Genomic DNA, 19,025 nt, shown 5'->3' with positions numbered 1-19,025 from the left:
GAGCAGCGGGTCGCGTCCTGACTCGCGGCGGCGGGCCATGGTTTGAGCGCATCGCGGCGCATCGCGGTGCGCCGGCCAGAGGCGCTGGCTCGACGCGCCGGCGCCCTCTACACTCGCCGCGACCGTCGCGCCGCGGCTGGCGCGACCCCAACGCCCGACGGAGATCCCCAGTGAGCAACCATCCCGCATTGACACCTGGCCGCGTGGCCGTGGTGACCGGCGCTGCCAGCGGCATCGGCCTCGCCGCCGCCGAGCGCTTCGCGCGCATGGGCCTGAAGGTCTGTCTCGCCGACCTGGACGGGCCGGCGCTGCGCGAGGCGTTCGCGTGCGTCGCCGCGGTCGCGGCCGGCGGCGAGGCCGACGTGCGAGCGGCCCCGACCGACGTCGCCAGGCTGGAGGACGTGCAGCGCCTGAAGCAGGTCGCCTACGACGCGTTCGGCGAGGTGGCGGTCCTGATGAACAACGCCGGCGTCGGCGACGGCGCCAAGCCGTGGAGAGACATCGAGCGCTGGCGCCGCCTCATCGAGGTCAACCTCTGGGGCGTGATCCACGGCGTGCACGCGTTCACCGAGGCGATGCTCGCGCAGGGCACCCCGTGCGCCATCGTCAACACGGGCTCGAAGCAGGGCATCACCACCCCGCCGGGCGACGCCGCTTACAACGCCTCCAAGGCCGGCGTGAAGGTGGTCACCGAGCAGCTCGCTCACGAGCTGCGCAACGTCGCCGGCAGCAAGATCACGGCCCACCTGCTCATCCCGGGGTACACGTTCACCGGCATGACCGCGCGCGGCCCGGAGAAGCCCGCCGAGGCGTGGACCGCCGAGCAGGTGGTGGACATGATGATCGCCAGCATGGGCCGGGGCGATTTTTACATCCTCTGCCCGGACAACGCGGTCACGCGCGAGATGGATGAGCGCCGCGTCCAGTGGGCGGCCGACGACCTCATCCGGAACCGACCCGCGCTGTCGCGCTGGCACCCCGACTTCGCGGAAGCGTTCGCGGCCTACATGGCGGGCGCGGCGAAGCCCTGACGCGTAGGGCTCCTCCGGAGCAGGAGCCCTGTGTGGGCGGATGCAGATCAGGCCCACGCACACCCCACGGCGTCGCGCTGCCCTGGCGCCGCCGCAGCGGCGTGGGGCCGTCCCCGTTCCCGTCCCGCGCGATCGACGGACCCATGATCGTCTCCGATCGCGGCTGCGATTGTAAAAAGAAGAGCGGACTGGATGAGCTTTTAGCGCTCATGTAAAAACGATGTTTCATCTCTGCTGACGGCCGAGGCGATTACAGCCTCACGGACTCGGAACGCTCCGCCTGTTGCTCTGGCGCTCGGGTCCGATGTAGAAAACCTGCGATTCGCCCCTCGACGAACGGGCGCGCGCGTCCCAGTCTACGCGCACCGGATATGCTCGCGCTCCCCACACAGCCGCTTCAGAGCCACTGGTGCAACAAGGGCACGGTAAACATCTGGTGTCCTGCGCCGGCGTTGCTGGTCACGTGCGTCACCGGGGTGCTCGTCGAAGAGGGCGCTCAGGCGATCGAGGAGGTGATGTTGCGCCGGGTCGCCGCGGACGGCCGCGTCCTGGTCTTCAACGACTGGGAGGCGATGACCGACTACGATCTCGCCTCGCGCACGCGGCTGACCGAGGCGACGATGTCCGTTCTCGATGCGATCGAGGGAGGGCACTTCCTGCTCGGGTCGAAGGTCGTCGTCTTCGGGGTTCAGGTCGCGAACACGGCCATCCGCAAGCTCACGGTCCACCCGTCCCGCGCCCTGTTCGAGCGCGCGTTGCAGGACGCGATTCGGGAGCGTACGCCGGTCGGGATGACGTAGCATCCTGTCGCCTGTAGCCGCCCTGAATGACGCGAGGTGTGCCGAACACCCCGGCTCGAGGAGGCGCTGTCCATCTGGGCGAAGGAGCCGGCGGCTCGGCGCCGCCACCGATCATGCGATGCTCGCTCGCGGGCCGACCGAAGTTGGGCATACGTGGGAGCAAGCGCCCGGAGCGCGGCGGCGGCGCCCCTCTGTCCTCGCAATGAATCGTTAGTGATCCTAACCATAAGCGATCCTAACTATCGGCGGGACGACGAGAAGAGCTTCAGAACGGGGAGGCTTCATGCCATCCACGCATTACGCCACGCATACCAATTTTACCAGCGCGATACCCAAAAACCTGACGTTCCAAAAAAAACACAACACGCTTATGCCGAGCTCGCGATTCCGGCGAGGATCAGGTCGATCCCGACGAGGAACTCTTTGCGGTCATCGTGGCCGGGGAGATAGGCGGCGACGCTTCGCGTGAACGGGTACTCACGGGCGTCGAGCTCGCGCCAGCGCGCCGCTGCCCCCTCGAGGAAGTCGGCGCGGTTCGTCGACGGCGCGAGCTCGCGGCGCGCGAACTGGATCGCCGTGGCGTTCTGGATGCTCACGCCGATGACGTAGCCGAGCAGCGTCGACGCCGCGGAGAACTGGGCGCTCCCGCGGACGCCCAGCGCCTCGACCTGGCGGCCGAGGCGCTCGTAGATCCGCAGCATCGCCGTCTCCCACGGGGCGCGTGAGAGCTGCGCACCTACCCACGGGTGCGCCTCGATCGCGTCGAACACGCCGAGCGCGATGCGATGGATCGCTTCGCGCGGCTCGGTCGAGCCGCGCACCTCGCCCATCGTGCGCGCGACCACGGCGTCGGTCGCGGCGACGAGGAGCTCGCTCTTGTTCGTGACGTGCCAGTAGATCGCGCCCGGGCCCGTTGCCAGGCGCGTCGCGAGCGCGCGGAACGTCAGCCCATCCTCACCGTCCGCGTCCAGCAGCGCGATCGCCGCTTCGACGATCCGCTCGCGCGAGAGCGCATCCTCGCGGCGTTTCTCGCGTTCCGGCCCTCGCGTCGCCTTCTTCGCCACGGCTCCATCTTGACAGTCCTGGAGCGGCGCTCCAAGTAAATTCGTGGAACGATGTTCCACAATGAATACCGAGAGGGATCACCATGACTTCCATCACCATCATCGGCGCAGGACTGGGCGGGCTCACCCTCGCGCGCGTCCTCCACGTCCACGGGATCCGGGCGACCGTGTACGAGGCGGACGCCTCCGCCGAGGCGCGTACCCAAGGCGGGATGCTCGACATCCACGACTACAACGGCCAGCTCGCGCTCAAGGCCGCCGGCCTCTTCGACGAGTTCCGCCGCATCGTCCACGTGGGCGGTGAGGCGATGCGCATGGTCGATCCGCAGGGCACGGTCCTCCTCGACCAGCCGGACGACGGCACCGGCGTTCGCCCCGAGGTGCTCCGCGGCGACCTCCGGCGCATCCTCCTCGACTCACTCCCGCCTGACGCCGTGCGATGGGGCCGCAAGCTCATGGGCGTGCGCGCGCTCGGCGACGGAAGGCACGAGCTCACCTTCGCCGACGGGTCGACCGTGACCACCGGCCTCGTCGTCGGCGCCGACGGCGCGTGGTCGAAGGTTCGGCTGCTCCTCTCCGACGCGAAGCCCGAATACGTCGGCACCGCCTACATCGAGACGTACCTGCTCGACGCCGACGCGCGGCATTCCGCCAGCGCCAAGCTCGTCGGCGGGGGCGCGCTCTACGCGCTCACGCCCGGCAAAGGCATCATCACGCACCGCGAGACGAACGGCGTCCTCCACACCTACGTCGCGCTCACGAAGCCAAAGGCGTGGATCGAGAGCATCGACTTCACCGACCCGAAGGCGGCGCGGGCGCGCGTCGCCGCGGAGCTCGACGGCTGGACCCCGGCCCTGACCGCGCTCATCACCGACGGCGAGACCGATCCGGTCCCGCGCATGATCCACAAGCTCCCCGCCGAGCATCGCTGGGATCGCGTGCCCGGCGTGACGCTCCTCGGCGACGCCGCGCACCTGAGCCCGCCGGACGGGGAAGGCGCAAACCTCGCGATGTACGACGGCGCGGAGCTCGGCGAGGCCATCGCCGCGCACCCGAATGACCTCGAAGCCGCGCTCGCCGAATACGAAGGAGAGATGTTCGTTCGTGGAGCGAAGGCCGCTCCCGAGGCCGCGGCCACCTTCGAGCTTTGCTTCGGCGAGACCGCCCCGCACGGCCTCATCGCATTTCTGTCGGGCGGGGAAGCGCGATCGAGCGGCTAAGATGTATCCTGGTCATCACCGCCCCTGAAGAGCTCCCGGAAGAACCGCTCCCGGTGCAGCAGGAAATCGCGCGTGAGCGCGAAGTGCTCCGTCTCCTCGTACGCGACCTCCGCGATGCCGTCCTCGGACAGCCGGTAGATCGTCGCCCCGGGATACGCGAGCACGATCGGCGAGTGCGTGGCGATGATGAACTGCGACCGCCCCCGCTCGACGAGCTCGTGCATGTGCGCGAGCAGCGTCAGCTGCCTGGCCGGCGACAGCGCCGCCTCCGGCTCGTCGAGGAAGAAGAGGCTCTCGGGCTTGAACCGGTGCTTCACGAGCGCCAGGAACGACTCGCCGTGCGACTGCTCGTGCAGCGACGTGCCGCCGTAGAACTGGGTCGCGCCCAGCTCGTCCACCTGCGTGGCGACGTTGAAGAAGCTCTCGGCGCGCAGGAAGAAGCCGTTCTTCTCCCGCCGCGCCCCGCGGACGAGCCGCATGGCGGCGTGGAGCTCGGACTCGGAGCGCCGGGTCGCGAAGTTGAAGCCCTTCGAGCCCCCCTCGGCGTTGAAGCCGGCGAGCAGCGCGAGCGCCTCGATGAGGGTCGACTTGCCGGAGCCGTTCTCGCCGACGAGGAAGGTCACCTTGGGGTCGAGCGCGAGCTCCTCGAGGGCGCGCACGGCGGGGATGCTGAACGGATACCTCGAGAAATCCTCGACCCGCTCGCGCAGGAGCTGGACGGAGCGGATGAAGCCCCCCGGGAGGTGTGCGCGCTTCATGACGCCGCCGAGGCGGCGCCGCGCGCCCGCCCGCGCGCGCTCCGGGCCGCCACGAGGCCCAACGCCGTGCCCATCCCCTCGCGGGACGAGCGGCCGGGGTCGGCGGGCAAGGACGAGCGGGAACCCAGCCCGCCGCATGCAGAAGGGAACGCGCGCATGCGCCGACTATAGCCGGCGCGAGCCGGCGCGATCACGTCCCGCGCGCCCCGCGCACGCCGGCGGGAGGCGCCCTGCTCGCGTCGCTCGCGCCCTGCTCGCGTCGGCCGCGCGCTGGTCGAGTCCCCCCGCGCGCCCCCACCGATCGGCCCCGCCCGGCCAGCGCGCACGCCGCCGGCCGCTCGCGCCAGCAGCTCCGATGGGCTCCTGTCATCGCCGCGTGACAGCGGCTGTCCGCGCGGCGGTCCACTGTCACGCCGCCGTTCCACCGCGACGGGAGAGGGCGACGAAATCCGCGGATCGCGCGGCGCTCGCGGCCGTGGCACGACGCATGCTCATGTCCTCGGACGCGACGGACGACGAGCACCGCCGCTTGCCTCCTTGACCGGCACGCGCGCCGGAACGAAGCTCGAAACTCTCTTGGTTGAGGAGATCGCGATGAAACGCTCCAGCTGTAAGCTAGGAATGGTGATGTGGGTTGGGCTCCTCTCGGCGGCCTGCGCGCCGTCGCTCGAGGCTGAGGTCGCGGTGGACGCGCCCGGGCTCGAGGCGATGATCGACAGCCCGGGCATGCCCGGCGAGAACGGCGTCCCGAAGGCCGCGTGGCACTATTGGAAAGGTACTGTCGCCACGATCCTGTCGAAGCCGATGCTGGACCAGGAGACCGGCGAGTACAGCCAGGCGATCGTCGACTCCGGGATCCTCGCGGACCCGGGCGGTCTGGAGATCTTCAAGCACGTCAAGGAGTGCACCCTCGGGGGGGTGGAGTTCAAGGAGACGGTGCTCGAGGGAATGGTGCTCGGCGCGTCGAAATGGGAGGCGGAGGGGCTTGAGGAGGCCACGATCGAGAACGTGCTGGAGTGCGTGGTCGCGTTCGTCAACGACATGACCGATGGGGTGGAGATCCTGATCACGGGGCCGAACGTGGGCGGCGCCAACGACGGGATCACTTACCCCGAGTTCATTCATGGCGAGGCAGTCTGGTGCGCGCACACCCGCCCCATCTCCGGCACTCCCCCCACCCCCGGCGGTCCCCCCAACCCCAGCGCGCTCGTCGACGTCTTCGTCACTGTCTACCCGACGAGCAGGTTCGTTCATGGGTGCGGGGTCGACGCCAAGGACGCGCTGAGGCAGCGGGTCTGTGACGTGCCGGACGACTGCGGCCTCACCTTCGGCGGGATCCTGGAAAAGAGCCCCCAGTGCAAGGAGGTAGGCCCGTCGGGGCAAGGTCTCTACGAATGCTACGGCAAGCCGTGCACGATGACGAAGCTGAAGGACTACAAGCCGGACTGGTGCGACCCGCCCACGTGAGCGCCGGGGCCATCCGGGGCTCCGCGCCGCGGTGAGCCCGAAGACCCGCGGGCGCGCTCAGGGCGCGGCCGCGGCGGGCGCCTCCCCCGCGAGCCGCCGCGCCTCATCGAGCCGCGCGCCCACGGTCCGGGCGCGCAGCGGGTTCGCCAGGATCGCCGCCTCGAGGGCCGCGGCCCCGCGCCGGGCGGCCTCCCGCCGGGCCGCCGGGTCGGGGGCCGCCGCGGCGCGCAGCAGCCAGAGCTTGCCCTGGGCCACGAGCGCCCGGTCGGACCGCGGGTTCATCCCGAGCGCCGCCTCCGCGTGCCGCAGCCCCTCGGCGACGTCGGCGGCGGCGTCCTCCCGGCGGTCCGCCCGGACGGCGGCGCGGGCCTCGTAGATCTCGGCCAGCAGCGCGTAGAGCCGCGGGTCGGCGCGGGGCTCCTCGAGCACCGGGCCGAGCGGCGCGAGCGCCGCGTCGAGCCGCGCCGCGTCCGGGCGACCCCGCGCCGCGCTCCCCTGGAAGCCGACGAGCTCCGCCTCGGCGCGCTTCACCCGCTCCCACACGTCCCAGGGCGCCTCGGCGATGGTGCGATCGAGCACCTCGCGCGCGACCCGGATCGAGGGCTCCGGATCCTCGCCGCGCGCCGTCCGGACGCGCGCCTCGAGGATCGCCAGCATCGCCCGGAGCGACGCCGGGAACGCGACCGCGCCCGGCGCCATCTCCCGCGCGCCCGCCTCGATGCGCGCGAGCGCCGGGCCGGCGTCGGCGCCGGCGTCGAGCGCGTGCTGCGCGAGCGCGTGGTCCAGCCAGACCCGCCAGTACGGGGCCCACTTCCAGGACGGGTCCGTTCGCTGGATCCCGTCGATGATCCCGCGCGCCCGCTGGACCGCCTCGTCGGGCGAGCGGCCCGCGCGGACGAGGTGCTCCACCTCGTGGACGCCGAGGATGAGCCGCGAGGTGCGCGCGTGGCCGAAGCCCGGATCGAGCGCGAGGGCGTGGTCGCAGCGGACCCTGGCGCGCTCGAAGGAGCTCCCCGGATCCTGGCCGCGCAGGGACAGATAGCGGCCGCGCTCGGCGAGGACGGCGCAGAGCTCGTTGAGCGCCCAGGCGAAATCGGGCTCGCGCTCGAGCGCGGCCTCGTAGCCCTGGATGGCGCGCTCGAGGGCCTCGCCCTGCTCGCGGGCGGTGAGGTTCGCGCGGTACGCCCGCGCCCGGGACACGCTGGCGACCACGTACCGCGCCATGGCGTCGTCCGGGCTCCGCCGGAGCGCCTCCTCGGCGCGCGCGCTCGCCTCGACGAGCGCCGGCTCCGCGTCCTCGCGGAGCTGCGTCCCGACCGCGATCCACCACGCGAAGGCGCTGTGGACCCGGGCCAGCGCCGCGTACGCCTCGGGGCTGCGGGGGCTCGCGGCGATCGCGCGCCCGCACGCCTCCCGCGCCCGCTCGAAGCTCGGGCGCATCGAGTCGCCGTGCATGCCGGCGGAGCGCATGGTCTGGGCCCAGAGCTCGCACTCGGCGGCGTGGACCGAAGGGTCGGAGCGGCCGTGATCCGCGGCGATCCGGTACGCCTCGGCGGCGCCATCGAACGGGCCCTTCATCTTCTCGAAATCGAAGGTGGCGGCGTCGTGGCGGTAACGGCTCCCGATCGCGAAGAGCACGTCGCCCTCCAGCTTCTTCGCCTCGTGGAGCCACGGCGCCCCCGCGAACGCCTCCCGGGCCTTCTCCAGCGCCGCCTCGTGCCGCCCCTCGGCGAGCGCGAGCAGCCCCTCGGCGTACGCGGGCGCCTCGAGGGCCGCGACGGCGCCGCCGAGCGCCGCGCGGAGGTGCGCGACGGCCGGCGCCTTGAGCTCGGCCTCGAGCGCCGCGATCCGCGCCTCGCGCTGCGCCGGGTCGCGGATGCGGCGGGTCTCCTCCAGGCCGCGGCGGTAGAGCTCGGAGAGCGCCGCCCCGGCGGCGTAGTCGAGCCCCGGCGACCGGTACCCGGCCCGCTCCGCCGCGCGGAGGTGCTCGAGGGCGGCGGCCGGCTCCTGGAGCGCGAGCAGGCCGCGGCCGAGCGCGTACTCCCCGGGGCCGCGGCCGGCCTCGCCCGCCTGCGCCATGCGGGCCTCCACGGCCCGGAGCCGGGCGCGGACCACGTCGCGCTCGCGCTCGACGTCGTGGAGCGGCATGCCGTGCGCGCCGCGGAGGAAGAGCTCCATCTCCTTCACGGTCTCGCCGAGCTCGCGCGCGAGCGTGGCCTGCTCCGCGGCGGCGCGGCGGCCCCGCACGAAGACGCCGGCGACGATCAGCGCCGCGACGACCAGCGCGGCCGCGCCCGCGACCGCCGCCCGGTGCCGCCGCGCCTGCCGGGCGAGGCGGCGGCCGAGGGACGCGCGGCGCGCGAGCACGGGATCGCCGTCCAGGAAGCGCTGCAGGTCCTCCCCGAGCGCCCGCGCCGACTCGTAGCGGGCGCCGGGCTCCTTCTCGAGGCAGCGCATCACCACCGCCTCGAGATCTTGAGGAATGTCGCGGTCCAGGGTCCGGAGCGGCGGCGCGTCGTCCTCGAGCACCTGGCGGAGCACGTCCATCACCGCGCCCCCCACGAACGGCGGCCGGCCGGCGAGCAGCGCGTAGAGGGTCGCGCCGAGGCCGTAGACGTCGGTCCGCCGGTCGAGGGCGCGCACCCGCCCCGCCGCCTGCTCGGGCGCCATGTACGCGGGGGTCCCGAGGAGGGCGCCGGTGAGCGTGGGCCCGCTCTCCCCGGCCTCGCGCGCGATGCCGAAGTCCATGAGGTACGGGCGGTAGGCCCCGTCCTCGCCGCGCTCGAGCATGACGTTGCTCGGCTTCACGTCGCGGTGCACGAGGCCGAGCCGGTGCGCCTCGTGGAGCGCCGCGGCGACGGCCCGGACGGCGCGCACCTTCTCCTCGAGGGTCAGGTCGCCGCGCGCCTCCTGGAGCGACCGGCCGTCGATGTAGCGCATCACGAGGAAGGGCACGTGATCGGCGACGCCGGCCTCGTGGACCTCGCAGACGTTCTCGTGGCGGAGCCGCGCCTGGGAGCGCGCCTCGCGCAGGAAGCTCCCGTCGACCTGCGCGCCCGCGGCGAGGAGCTTGATGGCCACGCGCCGGCCGAGCCGGAGATCCCGGGCCCGGTAGACGACGCCCATGCCGCCCCGGCCGAGGAGGTGGAAGTCCTCGAAGCGGGCGTGGAGCGAGGGCGGGATCGGCGAGGGCGCCTCCGGCGCGGCGCTCGGGCGGCGGCTCTCCTCGCCGAGGCCGAGGTCGGGGGTGGGCTCGGGCGCCGCGGGCGCGGCCTCGGGTGCGCCGGGCGCGCCGTCGGGCAGGACGCCCGGCGCGGCGGGCGGGGCCGGGCCGGTGAGGGTCGCGTCGTCGCGCCCGCGCCGCGGCCACGGCGGGGTCGCGATGCGGGGGTCGTCGGCGTCCGTGGACCGGATCATCGGGCGCGGAGGCCGTGGCGCTGGATCAGCCGGTGGACGAGCTGGCGGGAGACGCCCATCGCGTCGGCCGCGTGCGAGATGTTGCCCCCGTGCTGGCGGAGCTTCTCGGTGACGTAGGCGCGCTCCAGCTCCTCCAGCACGACCTCCCGCGCCTCGGGCAGCGGCAGCTCGAGGAGCCTGCGGAGGCGGGCGTCCCCGGGCCCCGCGGGCGCCTCGCCGGAGGGCGCACCGCCGGAGGAAGCCGCGCCGGATGGATCGAGCCCCTGCGGCGCCGGCGGCGCGGCGCCGACGATCTCGTGCAGCAGCTCGGGGAAGAGGACGAGCCGCGCCACGGTGTTCCGGAGCTCGCGCACGTTCCCCGGCCAGTCGTAGGCGTCCAGCAGCGCGAGCGCGCCCGGTGGCAGGTCCGCGAGCGCGCGCGGCGGGTCCCGCGCCGCGAGGAAGCGCTCGACGAGGAGCGGGAGGTCGTCCTTGCGCTCCCGGAGCGCGGGGACGTGGACCTCGACCACCGAGAGCCGGAAGTAGAGATCGGCCCGGAACGAGCCCTCCTGGGCCTTCGCGCGCAGGTTCCGGTGGGTGGCCGCCACGATGCGCGCGTCGAACGGGACCCACTCGTTCGACCCGAGGCGCCGGATCTGCCGCCCCTCGATGGCGCGGAGCAGCTTCGGCTGGAGGTCGAGCGGGAGCTCGCCGATCTCGTCGATGAAGAGCGTGCCCCCGCTCGCCTGCTCGAGCAGGCCCGGCCTCGCCGCCGCGGCGCCCGTGAACGCGCCCCGGGCGTGGCCGAAGAGCTCGCTCTCCACCAGGTTCGGGGCGATGGCGCCGCAGTCCACGACCACGAAGGGGCCGTCCTTGCGGCGGCTCCGCGCGTGGATCGCCCGCGCCAGCACCTCCTTGCCGGTGCCCGACTCGCCGAGCAGGAGCAGCGTCTCGTCGGTCGGGGCCGCGCGCTCCAGGCGGGCGAACAGGGCGCGCATCGGGAGGCTCCGCCCCGCGGCCTCGCCGAACGCGTCCGCGGCCGACAGCGGCAGGACCGCCGCGGGGCCCGCGGGGCCGACGACGATCTCGGAGCCGCCGACCGTGGCGGGGACGCCGGGCGGGAGGAACGCCTCGCGGATGCGGACGTCGCGGATCAGCGTGCCGTTCTTGCTGCCCAGGTCGCGCAGGAGCACGCCCTGCTCGGTCAACCGGATCTCGCAGTGCCTGCGCGAGGCGCGCGGATCGGCGAGCACCAGATCGCAGTCGGCGCCCGCCCCCACGACGATGGGGCGCAGATCGAGCGGCGCGGTGAGCGTGCGCCGGTCCGGGAGGGCGACCGTCACGGAGAGCGCCGGGAGCCGGAGGGAGCGCCCCTGATCGAAGCTCGTGAGCGTGCAGGTCGCGCCGGGATCGTCGCCCATGATCGCCATGGTGCCCTCGAGGGGGGCCGCGTCAATCAGGAACCAGCGCGCCCGCGGGGCCGCGCCGGCGCCCGCGGGGCCACGCCGGCGCGCCGGGAGGACCGCTGTCATGCCGCCGCGACAGCCGCCGTCGCGCACGCGTGACAGCTGTTCCGGCGGCGTTCCGGCGGCGTTCCGGCGCGGGGCGCGGCGCTCGCCCGCGATGCGCGGATCGGCCTGAAAACGCGGCGATCCGCGCCGCCCGTCAGCGCGGCACGTCGGTTGCGATGCGCCCTCATCGAACGCGGCGAAACGCGGATTGAGGAGGATGCGGACATGACGTCTCGGTACAGCGGCGCGGGCAAGGTGGAGCACCAGGGGATCATCGGCGCGCGGGGCGGGGCGAGGCTCGGGCTCGTCGGGCTCGCGGTGCTGGCGAGCGCGGTCTCGATGAGCCGCCCGGCGGCCGCGGTGAGCGCCGAGCCCGGGCTGCGCGAGATCCCGCTCGACGCGACCGGCGCGACCTTCCGCGCCGAGGTGATCGGCGACGAGCACTTCGACTACCTGCGGATGGCGGACGGCACCGTCGTCGTGCTCAACGACCTCTCGGGCGACTACGAGGTCGCCGAGCTCGGCTCGACCAGGAGCGGCGCCGTCGCGCTCGTCCCCTCCGGGGTGCTGGTCCGCGATCTCCGCGCGCAGGGCGGCGCCGTGGATCCGGCGTTGCTCCCGCGCATCGACGCCGAGGAGCTCGACGCCCTCTGGGAGGCGGCGATCCCGCGCGCCGCGGGCGCGCTCCCGCGCGCGGCGGGGCTGGCCGCGACCTCCGCGATCCGGCGCCCGCTGCTCACCATCCAGCTGGAGTTCACCCAGGGGGGCGGGATCGCCCTGCCGGGCGCGTTCACCGGCAACTTCGAGACCGACATCGCGCACTGGAAGCAGACCCTGTACGGGAGCCTCCCGGGCTCGGTGAACCACTATTACGCCGACATGTCGCGCGGGAAGTTCTCGTTCACCCGCGCGCGGGAGACGCAGGGCACGGCGAACGACGGCATCGTCCGGGTCAAGCTCCCGTTCGCGCACCCGAACAGCAAGAAGGACTTCGCGCTCCTCGAGCCCTACCTGAAGGAGGCGCTGGTGATGGCGAACCCGTTCGTCGACTTCGCCTCGTACGACGTCAACGCCGACGGCAAGGTCCGCGGCGACGAGCTCAACGTGCTCTTCGTCGTGGCCGGCTACGAGACCTCGAACGGCAGCAAGACGCCGTCCGTGTGGGCTCACGCGAAGGACTTTGAAGCGCCGATCACGCTCGACGGGAAGGTCCTCCCCGGCTACGCCGCGATCGGCGAGCGGCAGGTCCACAAGATCCGCGGCGTGCCCACCACGATGCCGGCCACCGTGGGCGTCATCGTCCACGAGCTCGGGCACGCGGCGATCGGCCTGCCGGATCTCTACAAGGGCCCGACCCCGGTCGGCGCGTGGTGCGTGATGGCGAGCGGGAGCTGGGGGAGCACGGACGGGGCGCCCGCCGGCTCGGTGCCCGTGGCGATGGGCGCCTGGAGCCGGCTCAAGGCGGGATTCCTCGCGCCGACCGTGATCGAGCCCGGGGCCCCGGCGCACGACATTCCCATCGTCCAGTCGGCCGGCGCGGAGCTCTTCGGGCAGAGCGTGGCTCCGACGATCTACAAGATCGAGACCTCGGATCCGGACCAGTACTTCCTTGTCGAGAACCGGCAGAACGAGGGGTACGACCGAGGCCTGCAGCGCTGGTTCGACTTCGAGGACGTCTCTGGCGGCGTGGGCATCTACCGCATCGACGAGGCCAGGAAGGCGCGCGCCGGGAAGGTCGCCTTCATGGCGAGCAACCCGAGCTCGCCGAGCTCCCTCGCCAACCTTTACAACGCGGAGGGCGGCCGGACCTTCACGCCGCTCACCGATCCGAGCAGCGACGACGCGGACGGGCAGTTCACCGGCCTCTCGATCACGGGCTTCAACGCCGCGGGGCCGATCATGCTCGCGCACGTGAGCTACGTGCCCTTCGCCTGCAACGCGATCACCGCCTCGGTGGCGGAGCACGAGATCCACGGCCGCGCGCAGAAGCAGATCGTGGACTTCGGGGACGAGCAGATCTTCCTCGGATACCGCACCACGGGCGCGCACGAGGCGCTCGGGCTCGACAAGAGCGAGGTCGTCACGCTCCACGTGGAGGCGCCGGGCATGTGGAGCGTCGGGGGCTGCGACTGAGCGGGGCGACCTCCTTGTGGAGACGATCGCCTCGCCGGAGCGAGATTGAACGGGTAGAGTCGCAGTCGCGATGGGGCGCGTCACCTGGGGCGAAGGCAACGTGATCGACGTCGAGACCCGCAGGGGGCTCTTCGTCCTCGTGCAGATGTGCAGGTCTCCCTACCTCCTCTTCTTCCGTCACTTCCGCCGGGATCGCGACTGGCAGGGGACACGGCTCGCTCCGACGGACGTCCTCTTCTGCACGGCCGTCACCCGGCAGTTCCTCGGGTCGAGCACCATCGGCCGGGTCAAGGGCGTGGCGCCGTTGAACGTCGACCTCCCGACCGTGTGGATCCACCCCGACGCGACGAGCCGGCGGGTGACGGTCTGGGAGGGCACGCCTCACGAGCGCTCGTTCATCACGATCGGTCGCGGCGGGGCGCTCGTGCGCGAGGACGTGAACCGTCACGCCGGAGGTCCGTTCAAGCATCCGAGCGGCGTGTTCGACGAGATCCTCGAGCCGTCCGTCGCCGACATCGAGACGATCGAGAGGCACGAGCTCACCTCCATCGCCGTCTTCCCGCTCCTCCAGGAGCGCCTGTTCCTCTGCCATGGCGCGGGGAAGAGCGTCGATCCCGAGAAGCACCTGCTCTTCGATCTCCCCATGCCCCTCGCCTTCGAGCCCTATATCGCGCTCATCGCGGCGTCGACGGAGGAGGAGCGCCGTGTGTTGCAGCGGCGATACGTCGCCGCGTAGACCTCTGGACCGTCGGCCCGCACTTATCGCTTCCGCCCTTCCTCCTCGGCCTTGCGCCTCACCTGCTCCTCCTCGGAGATCCACTCGCTCTCCAGGACGAGCTTCAGGCGATCGCGCCGGAAGGTGAGGATCGCGGCGATCGGCGCCTCCACCTCGCCGCCTCCGGCCGCGCCGTCGGGCGCCGACCGGTAGCAGACGATCGCCCCGTCGGCGTCGACCGTCGGCGGGCGCCGATCGGCGTCGATCATCACGGGCGCCTCGATCTCGGGCCACCCTGACATCGGGTCCGCGAAGTCGAAGAACCGCAGCTCGTACGGGCACGCCCAGATGCACCCTTCGACGACGAGCATCGCGACCGACGGCTCGAAGCGCATGTCCACCCAGCAGAAGCCGACCCCTTCCCTCGCCTCCTCCGGCAGGTGGTCGCGGCGCTCCCCGGTGTCGAGCTCCACCACCGTCTGGCCCTGGTAGTCCTCGCCGCACACCAGGTAGTCGTGGCCGTTCGGATGCGCCTCGACGAAGAGGAACGGGAACGACCCGAAGTTCCGCTGCACGACGGCGATCGGGTCCGCAGCGCCTGTCCTGTAGACCTCGCCCTGGGTGTAGTTCCAGGTGCCGTGTCCGGTCGAGTAGCTCGAGACCACGAGCCTGTACTTCCCCGTGGGGCTCGCGCTCTCCTCGCGCGAGCCCTCTTCCTCGTTCTCCGGCCGGAAGAACGCCTCCTTCTCGGCCGCGCGGTCCGCCGATTCGTCCGTCATGTCTCCTCCACGCTCACGGCCTCCGAACTGTACCAGCCGCGCGACTGACACAGTGCTTTCAGGCGGCGCGCCCCCTGTGCCTTCACCGGCGAGCGCCGCCTCCTTACGCTCTGGCCCATCCCCGACCGGAGCTTCCCCCCATGACCGAGCTCGTGCCCCTTGCGACCTATTGCTTCGTGATGTCCAGCACCCCCGGGCCGAACAACATGATGCTCACCGCCTCGGGCGCCAACTTCGGCTACCGCGGGACGCTGCCGCATGTGCTGGGCATCAGCGTGGGCGGCGCGGTCCAGACCTTCGTCACGTGCCTCGGCCTGGGCGCGCTGTTCACCGCGTACCCGGCGCTCCACGGCGCGCTGCGCGTGACCGGCGCGCTGTACCTGCTCGTGCTGGCGTGGCGGCTGACCGGCGGCGCCGCGCTCAAGGGCGCCGATGTGCCGCGGCCGCTGTCGTTCGCGCAGGGGGCGCTGTTCCAGGCCGTCAACCCGAAGAGCTGGGTCAAGGCGATCACGTTGGCCTCGGTGTTCATGCCGGCGGGCATGGGCGCGGCGAGCGGCGCGCTGCTCGTGTCCGCCGTCGGCCTCGTCGTCATCTTCCCGTGCATCTCGGCGTGGGCGCTGTTCGGCGTGGCGCTCCGGCGATTTCTGACCGATCCGCGACGGCAGCGGGTGTTCAATGGCATCATGGCCGGCGCGCTGGCGGTGCTGGCGCTCCTGTTCCTGCGCTGACCCATGTTCTCGCTCGACCGCGACTCCGCCGTTCCCCTCGCCGACCAGATCGAAGCGCGGCTGCGCGCGCTGATCGAGGGCGCGCGGCTGCCGCCCGGCGCGCGGCTGACGTCGATCCGCCAGCTGTCCGGTCAGCTGGGCGTGAGCCCCAACACCGTGGTCGCCGCCTACGATCGGCTGGCGGCGGCCGGGCTCGTCGAGTCGCGCGGGACGTCCGGCTACTTCGTGTGCGAGGCGGCGTCGCCGATGCCGAGCGAGGCGTGGCTCGAGGCCGGGGACGAGCAGGAGCCGGTGTGGCTGGCGCAGCAGTCGAACGACCAGCGCGCCGGCGTGCTGCTGGCGAGCAGCGGCGCCCTCCCGGCGAGCTGGCTGAGCGACGCCATCCCCGCGACGGTGCTCCAGCGCGCGCTCGCCCGGAGCGACGCCGGCATGGCGGCGCGCTGCCCGCCGCAGGGGCTGCCCGCGCTGCGCGAGCGGATCGCGACGCTGCTGCGCGCGCAGGGCATCCCGGCCGACGCGGGCCGCGTGCTCACCACGTGGGGCGGCACGCACGCCATCGACCTGATCTGCCGGAGCACCCTCCAGCCGGGCGACGCGGTGCTCGTGGAAAACCCCGGCTATTTCCTGATATTCGGCCGCCTGCGGCAGGCGGGCTACCGCATCGTGCCGGTCGCGCGGAGGCCCGACGGCGTGGATCTCGGGGCGCTGGAGGCCGCGTGCCGCGAGCACCGGCCCAAGCTGATGTTCCTGCAGAGCGTGCTGCACAACCCGACCGGCTGGGGCTCGAGCGCCGCCAACCTGCACCGCGCGCTGCTGATCGCGCATCAGCACGGCGTGCTCATCGCCGAGGACGACGTGCACGGTCACTTCCACCCCGGGCACCCGACGCGGCTGGCGCAGCTCTCGGGGCTGGACGGGGTCGTCTATTATTCGAGCTTCTGCAAGGCGCTGAGCCCGGCGCTGCGCCTGGGCTACATCGCGGCCGAGCCGGGGCGGCTGAAGCCGCTCCTGCGCGAGAAGATCTACTCGGTGCTGACGACCGGCGCGCTGAACGAGCTCGTGCTGCTGGAGGTGCTGTCGGCCGGCAGGTGGCGCAAGCACATCGACCGGCTGCAGCAGAAGCTCGGCGCGGCGCGGAACGCGGCGGCGCGCCGGCTGCGCGACGCCGGCGTGCTGCTCGACCATCCGGGCGAGGGCGGGCTGTTCCTCTGGGGCGCGGTGCCGCGCGGCGTGGACGTCGACGAGCTCGTGAAGGACGCTTATCTCAACAAGATCCTGCTGGCGCGCGGGGCGACGTTCATGGCGGACGGGGCGGGCGATCCGCACCTCCGGTTCAACGCGGTGTTCAGCCAGCACGCGCGGGTGGCGGAGTACCTGGCGCAGCGGTTCGCGGCGGTGGCGAGCGCGCGGGGGGCGATGGAGAGGGCCGGGGTGGTGGCGTAGCGGGCCGGCGGGTGGCCGCCGGCGTCACGCCTGCTGGGACGGGTCGCGCGTCGCCGGCGTGGGTGGCGCTGGCCTACGGGTCCTCGCTCACGCGCGTCTCGCGGACCTCGTAGTGCTGCGATCGGGCGTCGAAGCGGGCGAGGACCTGGCGCGCCTTCGCCGGCACGTACGCGGTCTCGTAGTCCTCGCCGGCGAACGCCTTCACGTCCTCGATCGAGTCGAACCCCATGATGGTGACGAACTCGACCTCGTCTCCGAGCGGGCGCCGGAGCAGCTCGATGCGGCGGAAGCCTCTCACCTGCTTCGCCAGGATCCCCGGGAAGATCTCCGTCTTGAGCAGGGCTTCGTACGCGTCTGCGTTCTCGGGGGTTGTCCAGCCGTGCCAGATCCGTCGAATCATGCGACCTCCTGCAGCAGCGCGCCCGGGGTACACGATCCATGCCCCGCGCTGCGGGGCGTACGAAACGCCAGAGCTCTCGCTCCTGTCAAGCGCGCCGCAGCAGACGCCCCCTCGAGGACAACCGGAACGCCCGATGCGACGCGACGCGCTCGCGACCGATCACTTGTGCGTCGGGACGATCTTCTTGAGGGTACCGTCGTCGTTGAAGTAGGCGCGATCCACGCATGTCGATCGCCGGTAGCTGCCGCCGGTCGGCAGCCCGGCGTTGTGGTACGTGAGGTAGCTGGCGCCCTTGAAGTCGAAGAGCGACTGGTGAATGGTGTCGCTGTTCGGCACCCGGTCCAGGATGACGCCCCGATGTTGCCACGGCCCTTCCGGCGATGTGCTGGTGGCGTAGGAGATGGTCTCCGGGAACCCGGAAGCGTACGTCAAGTAATAGAGGCTGCCGTGCTTGGAGAGGAACGGCGCCTCGGTGTAGCTGGGGATGTCCTTGAGCACATGGATCTGGGCGCTGCCGAGGCTGCGGTTCTGCATCTTTCCGCTGCCGTCGGTGGTGTAGGTCTCCCCCTTCAGGTGGATCATATCCTGCTCGAGCTCGACCCAGTACAGGACTTTATTTCCCCAGTACATGTAGACCCGGCCGTCGTCGTCGACGAGGACCGTCGGGTCGAGGTTGCGCCACGAATGCTCTGCCGTGCCCTGGGTGTCGGCCAAGAAGATGAGCGGGACGCCACGTGCGTCCTTGAACGGTCCTTCCGGCTTGTCCGCGACCGCGACGCCGATCGAGATCCCGTAGCCGGACTGGCCACCCTCCACCGGCGCGTAGAAATAGAACTTCGGGTTGCCGTCCTTGTCGTCGCGATGGACCACCTGCCCCGCGTTGGCGTTGCCCGTCGACTCGCCGCCGCGAGCCCAGGAGAACACATCGTAGCGCATCACCGCGCCCTTGTTCTCCCAGCGGATCATGTCGGACGAGGTCCAGAGCCGGTAGTCGAACATGCGATAACCGCTCGCCCCCTCGGCCTGCTCGTCATGGCCAGTATACAGGTAGACCTTGTTGTTCCAGACCATCGCGGCGGCATCCGCGGTAAAAATGGGGTCTCCAGGACCGCTCGTCGGATCTGGCGCGTCGTACTTGATGATGGGATTGTCGAACTCCGTCGGGGGTGGCGCGTCGTCCGCGCCGCCGGTGCCGCCGGTCCCGCCGCCGCCCTCCCCGGGATCGATCGTCCCGCCCGTGCCGCCGCCGGTGCCGCCGGTCGTGGCGGAGCTGCCGGTCGTGGCGACGCTGCTGGTGCTGCCGGTCGCGGTGGTGCCAGTTCCTGCCTGTCCACCGGCGGCTTCGGCCTGTCCACCGGCGCCTCCGGCGCCGCTCGACGCTTGGCCCGACGAGTCGCAAGCCGTGAGCCAGAGCCCAGCGATGACGAGCGCCAGAGACTGCGCTCCTAAGAAATGGAGTTGTCGCCTCTTCATGATGGACCTAGCCGGCCGGGGATCTGCGAGGTTTCGCCGCCCAAAGCGGGATCAGGCCCCTGAATGAGCAAGGATCCGAGCCGGAGACCCTATTGTTAACGTTAACA

General features: G+C 72.1%; 15 protein-coding genes. 8 read left to right on the top strand and 7 right to left on the bottom strand.

Translation table 11 applies throughout. From position 1 onward, the window contains the following. Nucleotides 1–188 precede the first annotated feature (188 nt). Nucleotides 189–1,031 (top strand): SDR family NAD(P)-dependent oxidoreductase, encoded by an 843-nt coding sequence (locus WMF26_RS19360; RefSeq protein WP_438001523.1) that lies wholly within the window; start codon nt 189–191, stop codon nt 1,029–1,031. A gap of 371 nt (nt 1,032–1,402) precedes the next feature. Beyond that, nucleotides 1,403–1,831, top strand: a complete 429-nt coding sequence (locus tag WMF26_RS19355) for a hypothetical protein (protein WP_438001522.1) — start codon at nt 1,403–1,405, stop codon at nt 1,829–1,831. A 368-nt stretch (nt 1,832–2,199) separates the two neighbouring features. Here the strand turns inward: WMF26_RS19355 and WMF26_RS19350 are convergent, their stop codons facing one another. Further along, a complete protein-coding gene (locus tag WMF26_RS19350) occupies nt 2,200–2,895 on the bottom strand; it encodes a TetR/AcrR family transcriptional regulator (RefSeq protein ID WP_438002422.1) in 696 nt (231 codons plus the stop codon). A gap of 83 nt (nt 2,896–2,978) precedes the next feature. Here WMF26_RS19350 and WMF26_RS19345 point away from each other — a divergent pair, with 83 nt between their 5' ends. Further along, the gene (locus WMF26_RS19345; protein ID WP_438001521.1) at nt 2,979–4,115 is read left to right on the top strand and encodes an FAD-dependent oxidoreductase; all 1,137 of its coding nucleotides are present in this window, start codon (nt 2,979–2,981) and stop codon (nt 4,113–4,115) included. Here WMF26_RS19345 and WMF26_RS19340 read toward each other — a convergent pair. After that, nucleotides 4,112–4,873, bottom strand: a complete 762-nt coding sequence (locus tag WMF26_RS19340) for an AAA family ATPase (protein WP_438001520.1) — start codon at nt 4,871–4,873, stop codon at nt 4,112–4,114. The genes WMF26_RS19345 and WMF26_RS19340 overlap by 4 nt on opposite strands. 594 nt (nt 4,874–5,467) lie before the next feature. On the opposite strand from WMF26_RS19340, the gene WMF26_RS19335 reads away from it, so the two are divergent. After that, complete coding sequence (locus WMF26_RS19335) at nt 5,468–6,340, top strand: hypothetical protein (RefSeq protein WP_438001519.1); 873 nt, start codon at nt 5,468–5,470, stop codon at nt 6,338–6,340. 57 nt (nt 6,341–6,397) lie between these two features. Here the strand turns inward: WMF26_RS19335 and WMF26_RS19330 are convergent, their stop codons facing one another. Further along, nucleotides 6,398–9,757 carry a protein kinase domain-containing protein gene (locus WMF26_RS19330; RefSeq protein ID WP_438001518.1) on the bottom strand — a complete coding sequence of 1,120 codons (3,360 nt, stop codon included), beginning with the start codon at nt 9,755–9,757 and terminating at the stop codon, nt 6,398–6,400. Further along, nucleotides 9,754–11,268: a sigma 54-interacting transcriptional regulator gene (locus WMF26_RS19325; RefSeq protein ID WP_438001517.1), complete on the bottom strand. Its 1,515-nt coding sequence runs from the start codon at nt 11,266–11,268 to the stop codon at nt 9,754–9,756. The genes WMF26_RS19330 and WMF26_RS19325 overlap by 4 nt, the downstream gene beginning before the upstream one ends. A gap of 204 nt (nt 11,269–11,472) precedes the next feature. Between WMF26_RS19325 and WMF26_RS19320 the strand changes: the two genes are divergently transcribed. Together WMF26_RS19320 and WMF26_RS19315 are read left to right on the top strand one after the other, a co-directional pair. Then, entirely contained in the window at nt 11,473–13,380 is a 1,908-nt protein-coding gene (locus tag WMF26_RS19320; protein ID WP_438001516.1) for a M6 family metalloprotease domain-containing protein, read from the top strand. 70 nt (nt 13,381–13,450) lie between these two features. Beyond that, complete coding sequence (locus WMF26_RS19315) at nt 13,451–14,116, top strand: hypothetical protein (protein WP_438001515.1); 666 nt, start codon at nt 13,451–13,453, stop codon at nt 14,114–14,116. 23 nt (nt 14,117–14,139) lie between these two features. Here WMF26_RS19315 and WMF26_RS19310 read toward each other — a convergent pair whose 3' ends face one another. Beyond that, complete coding sequence (locus WMF26_RS19310) at nt 14,140–14,874, bottom strand: hypothetical protein (protein WP_438001514.1); 735 nt, start codon at nt 14,872–14,874, stop codon at nt 14,140–14,142. A gap of 140 nt (nt 14,875–15,014) precedes the next feature. On the opposite strand from WMF26_RS19310, the gene WMF26_RS19305 reads away from it, so the two are divergent. Together WMF26_RS19305 and WMF26_RS19300 are read left to right on the top strand one after the other, a co-directional pair. Further along, on the top strand, nt 15,015–15,602 hold the full coding sequence (locus WMF26_RS19305) for a LysE family translocator (RefSeq protein ID WP_438001513.1): 588 nt from the start codon (nt 15,015–15,017) through the stop codon (nt 15,600–15,602). A 3-nt stretch (nt 15,603–15,605) separates the two neighbouring features. Then, nucleotides 15,606–17,045 (top strand): PLP-dependent aminotransferase family protein, encoded by a 1,440-nt coding sequence (locus WMF26_RS19300; protein ID WP_438001512.1) that lies wholly within the window; start codon nt 15,606–15,608, stop codon nt 17,043–17,045. 73 nt (nt 17,046–17,118) lie between these two features. Here the strand turns inward: WMF26_RS19300 and WMF26_RS19295 are convergent, their stop codons facing one another. Continuing rightward, on the bottom strand, nt 17,119–17,445 hold the full coding sequence (locus tag WMF26_RS19295) for an antibiotic biosynthesis monooxygenase family protein (RefSeq protein WP_438001511.1): 327 nt from the start codon (nt 17,443–17,445) through the stop codon (nt 17,119–17,121). 159 nt (nt 17,446–17,604) lie between these two features. Continuing rightward, nucleotides 17,605–18,918 carry a glycoside hydrolase family 43 protein gene (locus WMF26_RS19290; RefSeq protein ID WP_438001510.1) on the bottom strand — a complete coding sequence of 438 codons (1,314 nt, stop codon included), beginning with the start codon at nt 18,916–18,918 and terminating at the stop codon, nt 17,605–17,607. Nucleotides 18,919–19,025: the final 107 nt, after the last annotated feature.

The sequence above is a fragment of the Sorangium sp. So ce185 genome, assembly GCF_051526825.1.
Classification (GTDB): domain Bacteria; phylum Myxococcota_A; class Polyangia; order Polyangiales; family Polyangiaceae; genus Sorangium; species Sorangium cellulosum_D.
Note: the sequence above shows the minus strand (reverse complement) of the source record. Positions and strands in the feature narration are given on the sequence as shown.

Coding starts and splice junctions, on each gene's coding strand:
- WMF26_RS19355 (WP_438001522.1), top strand. CDS start 1,403: ATGCTCGCGCTCCCCACACAGCCGCTTCAGAGCCACTGGTGCAACAAG.
- WMF26_RS19345 (WP_438001521.1), top strand. CDS start 2,979: ATGACTTCCATCACCATCATCGGCGCAGGACTGGGCGGGCTCACCCTC.
- WMF26_RS19340 (WP_438001520.1), bottom strand. CDS start 4,873: ATGAAGCGCGCACACCTCCCGGGGGGCTTCATCCGCTCCGTCCAGCTC.
- WMF26_RS19335 (WP_438001519.1), top strand. CDS start 5,468: ATGAAACGCTCCAGCTGTAAGCTAGGAATGGTGATGTGGGTTGGGCTC.
- WMF26_RS19330 (WP_438001518.1), bottom strand. CDS start 9,757: ATGATCCGGTCCACGGACGCCGACGACCCCCGCATCGCGACCCCGCCG.
- WMF26_RS19325 (WP_438001517.1), bottom strand. CDS start 11,268: ATGACAGCGGTCCTCCCGGCGCGCCGGCGTGGCCCCGCGGGCGCCGGC.
- WMF26_RS19320 (WP_438001516.1), top strand. CDS start 11,473: ATGACGTCTCGGTACAGCGGCGCGGGCAAGGTGGAGCACCAGGGGATC.
- WMF26_RS19315 (WP_438001515.1), top strand. CDS start 13,451: ATGGGGCGCGTCACCTGGGGCGAAGGCAACGTGATCGACGTCGAGACC.
- WMF26_RS19310 (WP_438001514.1), bottom strand. CDS start 14,874: ATGACGGACGAATCGGCGGACCGCGCGGCCGAGAAGGAGGCGTTCTTC.
- WMF26_RS19305 (WP_438001513.1), top strand. CDS start 15,015: ATGACCGAGCTCGTGCCCCTTGCGACCTATTGCTTCGTGATGTCCAGC.
- WMF26_RS19300 (WP_438001512.1), top strand. CDS start 15,606: ATGTTCTCGCTCGACCGCGACTCCGCCGTTCCCCTCGCCGACCAGATC.
- WMF26_RS19295 (WP_438001511.1), bottom strand. CDS start 17,445: ATGATTCGACGGATCTGGCACGGCTGGACAACCCCCGAGAACGCAGAC.
- WMF26_RS19290 (WP_438001510.1), bottom strand. CDS start 18,918: ATGAAGAGGCGACAACTCCATTTCTTAGGAGCGCAGTCTCTGGCGCTC.